The sequence below is a fragment of the uncultured Anaerovibrio sp. genome (genome assembly GCF_947302755.1).
Taxonomy (GTDB): domain Bacteria; phylum Bacillota; class Negativicutes; order Selenomonadales; family Selenomonadaceae; genus Anaerovibrio.
Map to the genome: position 1 here is coordinate 1 of NZ_CAMYWM010000152.1, position 5,345 is coordinate 5,345.

6 protein-coding genes are annotated in these 5,345 nt (G+C 41.1%); all 6 read left to right on the plus strand.

Annotation, left to right across the window (positions count from 1 at the left end):
* The coding region (locus Q0Y54_RS11485; RefSeq protein ID WP_297968028.1) for a hypothetical protein at positions 1–517 on the plus strand (517 nt) is incomplete at its 5' end.
* A 4-nt stretch (positions 518–521) separates the two neighbouring features.
* Positions 522–1,892: a Gfo/Idh/MocA family oxidoreductase gene (locus Q0Y54_RS11495; protein WP_366072727.1), complete on the plus strand. Its 1,371-nt coding sequence runs from the start codon at positions 522–524 to the stop codon at positions 1,890–1,892.
* Entirely contained in the window at positions 1,885–2,628 is a 744-nt protein-coding gene (locus Q0Y54_RS11500) for a glycerophosphodiester phosphodiesterase (RefSeq protein ID WP_297968031.1), read from the plus strand. Before Q0Y54_RS11495 ends, Q0Y54_RS11500 begins: the two co-directional genes overlap by 8 nt.
* Before the next feature lie 20 nt (positions 2,629–2,648).
* A complete protein-coding gene (locus Q0Y54_RS11505) occupies positions 2,649–3,875 on the plus strand; it encodes a glycosyltransferase family 8 protein (RefSeq protein WP_297968034.1) in 1,227 nt (408 codons plus the stop codon).
* A gap of 80 nt (positions 3,876–3,955) precedes the next feature.
* Positions 3,956–4,810, plus strand: a complete 855-nt coding sequence (locus Q0Y54_RS11510) for an alpha-1,2-fucosyltransferase (RefSeq protein ID WP_297968037.1) — start codon at positions 3,956–3,958, stop codon at positions 4,808–4,810.
* A 228-nt stretch (positions 4,811–5,038) separates the two neighbouring features.
* On the plus strand, positions 5,039–5,345 hold a 307-nt coding region (locus tag Q0Y54_RS11515), incomplete at its 3' end, for a phosphorylcholine transferase LicD (protein ID WP_297968039.1).

Here is a 5,345-nt window from a genome sequence, read left to right on the forward strand (position 1 = left end):
GGAGTATTTGTATATAGTGCCTAATTGGGGCAATCAGTTCTTGAAGTTAAATAAGACTACTGGTGAAATTACCAAGTGGGATACACCATTTGGGGCAAGCACTCAGGCGGCCAATGGTTATCTCTACACTTGGGGTATTGGTGGTTTTATTTGGGAAAGCTTTGACTGTAATAGCAAGGATTTGAAGTTCGTTCACTGGCCGACCAGAAAGCTGTACCATGTAAATGTGGATAATGATATTTGGGAGGAAGTGCCTATTTCCTTTAATAAAGAAAGTAAATTCCAGATGGAAATTGGCTATGATAGAATGTCCGCCTGGTTCTTGTATGGTTGTATGGAAAATGCCTTTAATTCTTTACAGGATTTACTCGATGGCAATATACATGGTAAGCAGTTTGACAGGGATTTACAGTTGGCTGCCTATTCCAGCATAGCGGCCAATAATGATGGTACTGCTGGGGAAAAGATATATGATTTTGTCATGGAACGTATGACGGCGAACAGAGAAATGAGTTGATGCTATGGTTAAGGTAATTACATACGGCACCTACGATTTGTTTCATGAGGGGCACTATCGCTTGCTTCAAAGAGCCAAAGCTTTGGGGGATTATCTGATTGTGGGAGTGACCACTGAAAGCTTTGATGAGGCCAGAGGAAAACTAAATGTGGTGGATTCTCTTATGACCCGCATAGAGAACGTGAAGAAAACAGGCTTTGCTGATGAAGTGATAGTGGAAGACCATGTGGGGCAAAAGGTAGAGGATATACAAAAGTATGATGTGGATATTTTTGTCCTTGGTTCGGATTGGACGGGGAAATTTGACTATCTCAAAGACTTTTGTGAGGTTAGATATCTGGAGCGGACTAAGGGCGTTTCCAGCACTATGAAGCGTGCCAGCAACAACAAAATAATTCGTATGGGACTTATAGGCAGTGGCCGTATTGCCCGTAGATTTATTCCGGAGGCTAAGTATGTAAGCGGTATGGAATTTGCTGGCGTATTTAATCCACATATAGAAAGTGCCAAGAAATTTGCCGAGGAAATGGACTGCGAATTTTACACGGATAATGAGGAAGAATTTTATGAGCATGTGGATGCGGTGGATGTTTGTGTGCCTCACCAATTCCATTATCAGTATACGAAAAATGCCCTGCTTCACGGCAAACATGTTTTGTGTGAGAAGCCTATAACCTTGAATAAGGCAGAGGCGGAGGAGCTGTTTAAAATTGCTGAAGAAAAGGGGCTGATTCTGATGGAAGCCCTGAAAACTGCCTATACTCCCGGGTTTATTCGGTTGCTGTCCATGGTGCAGAGCGGCATCATTGGCGAAATACGCGATGTTGAATCGGCCTTTACCAGAATAATGTCGGAGCGTAATACCAGAGAGCTTACTGACCCGGTAAATGGTGGCAGCTTCACTGAGTTTGGCAGCTATACCCTTTTGCCGATTATAAAGCTGTTGGGCAAGGACTATAAATCAATCCGTTTTGAGTGTTTTAAGGCGGAAAATGGTATCGACCTTTATGCCAAGGCGTATTTTAATTATGGCAGTAGTATGGCCACAGCTAAGACTGGCGTAAAGGTGAAGTCGGATGGGCATTTGCTGATTTCCGGTACCAGAGGTTATATATTTGTTCCGGCCCCTTGGTGGAAGACAACGGAGTTTGAAATTTGTTATGAGGACTTTAATCAGAACGAGAAGTTCTTTACCAAGTATTTGGGTGACGGGCTACGCTATGAGCTTAGTGATTTTGTTTCCACAATCAACGGCCATCCCAAGGGGGGCTTTAAGCTTACGAGAGCCGAATCAATCGCCATTGCTGAGGTCATGGAAAAATTTCTGTCCTGGCGTTCTTCCACACCTATTGAGGAGGGGAAGGTAATTGACTAAAACTAAAATATATGCTCACAGGGGAGCGTCTGGCTGGGATACGCAGTATGCCCCGGAAAATACCATGCCAGCCTTTGAAAAGGCTGTTGCTATGGGGGCTGATGGCATTGAGTTGGATGTTCAGCTGACACGAGATGGGGAGATAGTTATCTGCCATGATGAAAAGATTGACCGCACCAGCGATGGCGTTGGTTGGCTGAAGGATTTTACGCTAAAAGAACTGCGGGAGTTTTCCTTTTCCAAGACTCATCCAGAGTATGGCAATGTGAAAATTCCAACATTAAGGGAGTTTTTGGAGTTCTTTGCTCCAATGGGGAAAGAATTAAATATAGAGTTAAAGACTGGCGTTATTCTTTATGATGGGCTGGAGGAAAAGACAGCAGCCATGATAAAGGAATTTGATATGGAAAGTAGGGTGATATATTCTTCCTTTAATCATTACAGCCTTAAGCTATTGAAGAATGTTGTGCCGGAGGCTCGTATCGGTCTATTGATGGGACAGAATTTTGTGGATGTCCCTGGATATACTATTATGATGCAGGCTGAGGCAGTTCATCCCAACTATCAGCATATAGATAAGGAGTATATAGATAAATGCCATGCCTATGGAATAAAGGTAAATACTTGGACAGTGGATCCAAGGGTAGAAATGCAGCGTTTCTGCGAATATGGGGTGGATATAATTATCACTGACTGCCCTGATAACGGCAGGAAAATTGCTGATGGCGTGTTGTAATAGTTTTTTTAGAGGATATTATGAATAATGAAATTCATGTGTGTTACGCATTGAATGATATAAGTGGAAACTATACCAAGTTTGCTGGAACTTCACTTTGTTCATTGTTTGAGAATACCAAGTCTCATGTGGTTGCACACATTTTACATGATGATACATTAACTGAAGATAATAAAAGCAGGCTCATAGCATTGACAGAGCATTATGGTCAGGAGATTTGTTTTTACAATATATTATTAAATCCATCAATTAGGGATTTTATAGCCAGGATAGAGCAAATATATTCCTCTGGGGGCCAGGGAATGCTTTACCGTTTTGCAATGGGGGCACTTTTGCCTTCTGATGTGGAGCGGGTTATTTATCTTGATGCGGATACCATTGTTCACATGGATATTGCCAAGTTGTGGAATGTGGACATGGGGAATGCAATCGTTGCTGCGGTTCCTGATAGCGTTATGGCCATGATGCCGCAAGATTTGGCACCTCCAGTGGTTAAAAATGGGCTTGTTCAGCAGGATAAATACTTCAATTCCGGCGTAATGTTGATGGATATGAAATTTTTAAGGGAGCATCAACATATAACTGACGATGTGATTGCTTTTTTATTGCAGGATGAAGCTTATCTGAAATATCCTGATCAGGATTTTCTGAACTGTATTTTTGCTAAATCATGCCTATTTTTGCCGATAGAGTATAATTTATTGGTAAATCTTGCCCGTTTGCAGAATATGTATAACGGTGAGGCTATTATTCATTATGCAGGAGGGGCACTAAGACTTGATACCAAGGATACCTTTGATACCCTTTTTTGGCATTATTTATGCAAGACTCCTTGGCAAAATGAAGTTGCTTCAATGCGGAGTTTGTCTGAATTGGCCCAAAATTGTCGGGAGTTAGCTGATGGAGCTGATTTGTTAAAGTTGTTGCTAAGAAAGCCTGAAAGATTAATATTTGGAAGCCCTACGTTGGCTTCCAAAGTGGAAACATTTCTATCTGGCACCTTTTATGATAGCGGTGAAGATGAGACCACTAACTTACAGTGCGGTAATATTTTTGACGTCTTTTTCTCTTTGCCGGCCGATAAGAGAATTCTTATAGTGATTAGTAAACACTTCAATGTTTTGGAAAAAATGTTTGAGGGTATTGGGCTAAAGGAAGGTAGTGACTTTGTGGATGGCTATTTGTTGACCTTGCCGGAAAAGAAAGCTGCTGATTATAGTGACTCGAAAATAATAGGAAAGTATTAATAGGTCGGAATTAATTAGGTGACACGTGCCCTGTGTATTTTGGGATGTGAGAGGAATGATTATTGGTGCATATAATCTACATGAATGGTGGTTTGGGCAACCAGCTTTTTCAGTATATTTTTTATCGCTGGTATAGTAAATTGTTGCCTCAGGTTCATACTGTTATAGATGATGGCAAATTTTGGGGGGAGGATGTACCGCATCATGGATACGAGCTGCAACGTATTTTTGGTTTGGACCTGCCCTTTTTAAGCCAATTGTTCACAGATGATGTTTGGGAGCATATGGTTAATATGCGGCAGCAGGGCCTAGATATTCCTGAACAGCTCAGAATGAATGGACTTCCTTTGAGAGCGATAAGGGAAAAGGGGATTACAAATATTAATTTTAGTGGAGACATAAGAGATTTTGCAGTGGGAGATGCTCTGGAAGTTGGTATAAACGAAAACATCTATTGGCATGGATATTGGCTAACGTATAGTTTTTATAACCAAATTACAAAAGAAATACAGAAGGAATTAGTGTTCCCGCCCTTTGATGATATATATAATATCCAGGTACAGGAAAAAATAAATATGGCCAATGAACCAACAGCAATTCATATTCGTCGTGGTGATATGGTTAGTTTAGGGTGGGCAGCGGCCCCTGTTTATTATAAGCAAACAATAGGTGATTTTGATCGGGAACATGAAGTTTCATTGTACCTGCTTTTTTCAGATGATATTCCCTGGTGTGAGGAAAATGCCGAGGAATTAGGACTGTTGGATATTTCTGATAGGCTGTTGGTGGTTGATAATAATCAGGGGGATGATTATTGGCGGGACTTGCAGCTAATGTCACTGTGTAAAAATAGGATATCTGACAGGAGCTCTTTTAGTTTGTTGGCAGGTTTTTTATGCGGTTATATAGGGAAACAGGATATTAATAATTGGTAATCTGATAGCTGCTGTACGAATGTGCAGCAGTTTTCTTTTGCCCCAAATTTGGCGCAGCCCAAAAAATATCATGTTTTTGCAGGATTACGCTGGGGAATGATAGAATTGTATAAGACAAGGCATTTATAGCTTTATATTAAGGCGGAGCCTTTCGATAGATATTATGGGAAGTTTGTTTTTATTCATAGATTGTGAGGTTTTATAGTGATGGAACAGCAGGCATACCATATGTCTCCAGCAGAACTGAAAAAATTGCAGGAAACACAAATGGAATTGATTGCTGAAGTGGATAGAATATGCAAAAAATGCAATATTAAATACAATATGGTTGGCGGGACGATGCTGGGGGCTATTCGGCATAAGGGCTACATTCCTTGGGATGATGATGCGGATATCGGCTTTCTGAGAGAGGGATATGAGAAGTTTCGGGAAGCCTGTAAAACAGAGCTTGACCATGAAAAATTCTACATGCAGGATTTAAGAGATACAAAGGGCTATCGTTGGGGATATGGTAAGCTAAGGCGGCGTGGCACGG

Bases quoted from the DNA above. Each gene is read 5' to 3' on its own strand.
- Q0Y54_RS11495 (WP_366072727.1), top strand. From the start codon at position 522: ATGGTTAAGGTAATTACATACGGCACCTACGATTTGTTTCATGAGGGG.
- Q0Y54_RS11505 (WP_297968034.1), top strand. From the start codon at position 2,649: ATGAATAATGAAATTCATGTGTGTTACGCATTGAATGATATAAGTGGA.
- Q0Y54_RS11510 (WP_297968037.1), top strand. From the start codon at position 3,956: ATGAATGGTGGTTTGGGCAACCAGCTTTTTCAGTATATTTTTTATCGC.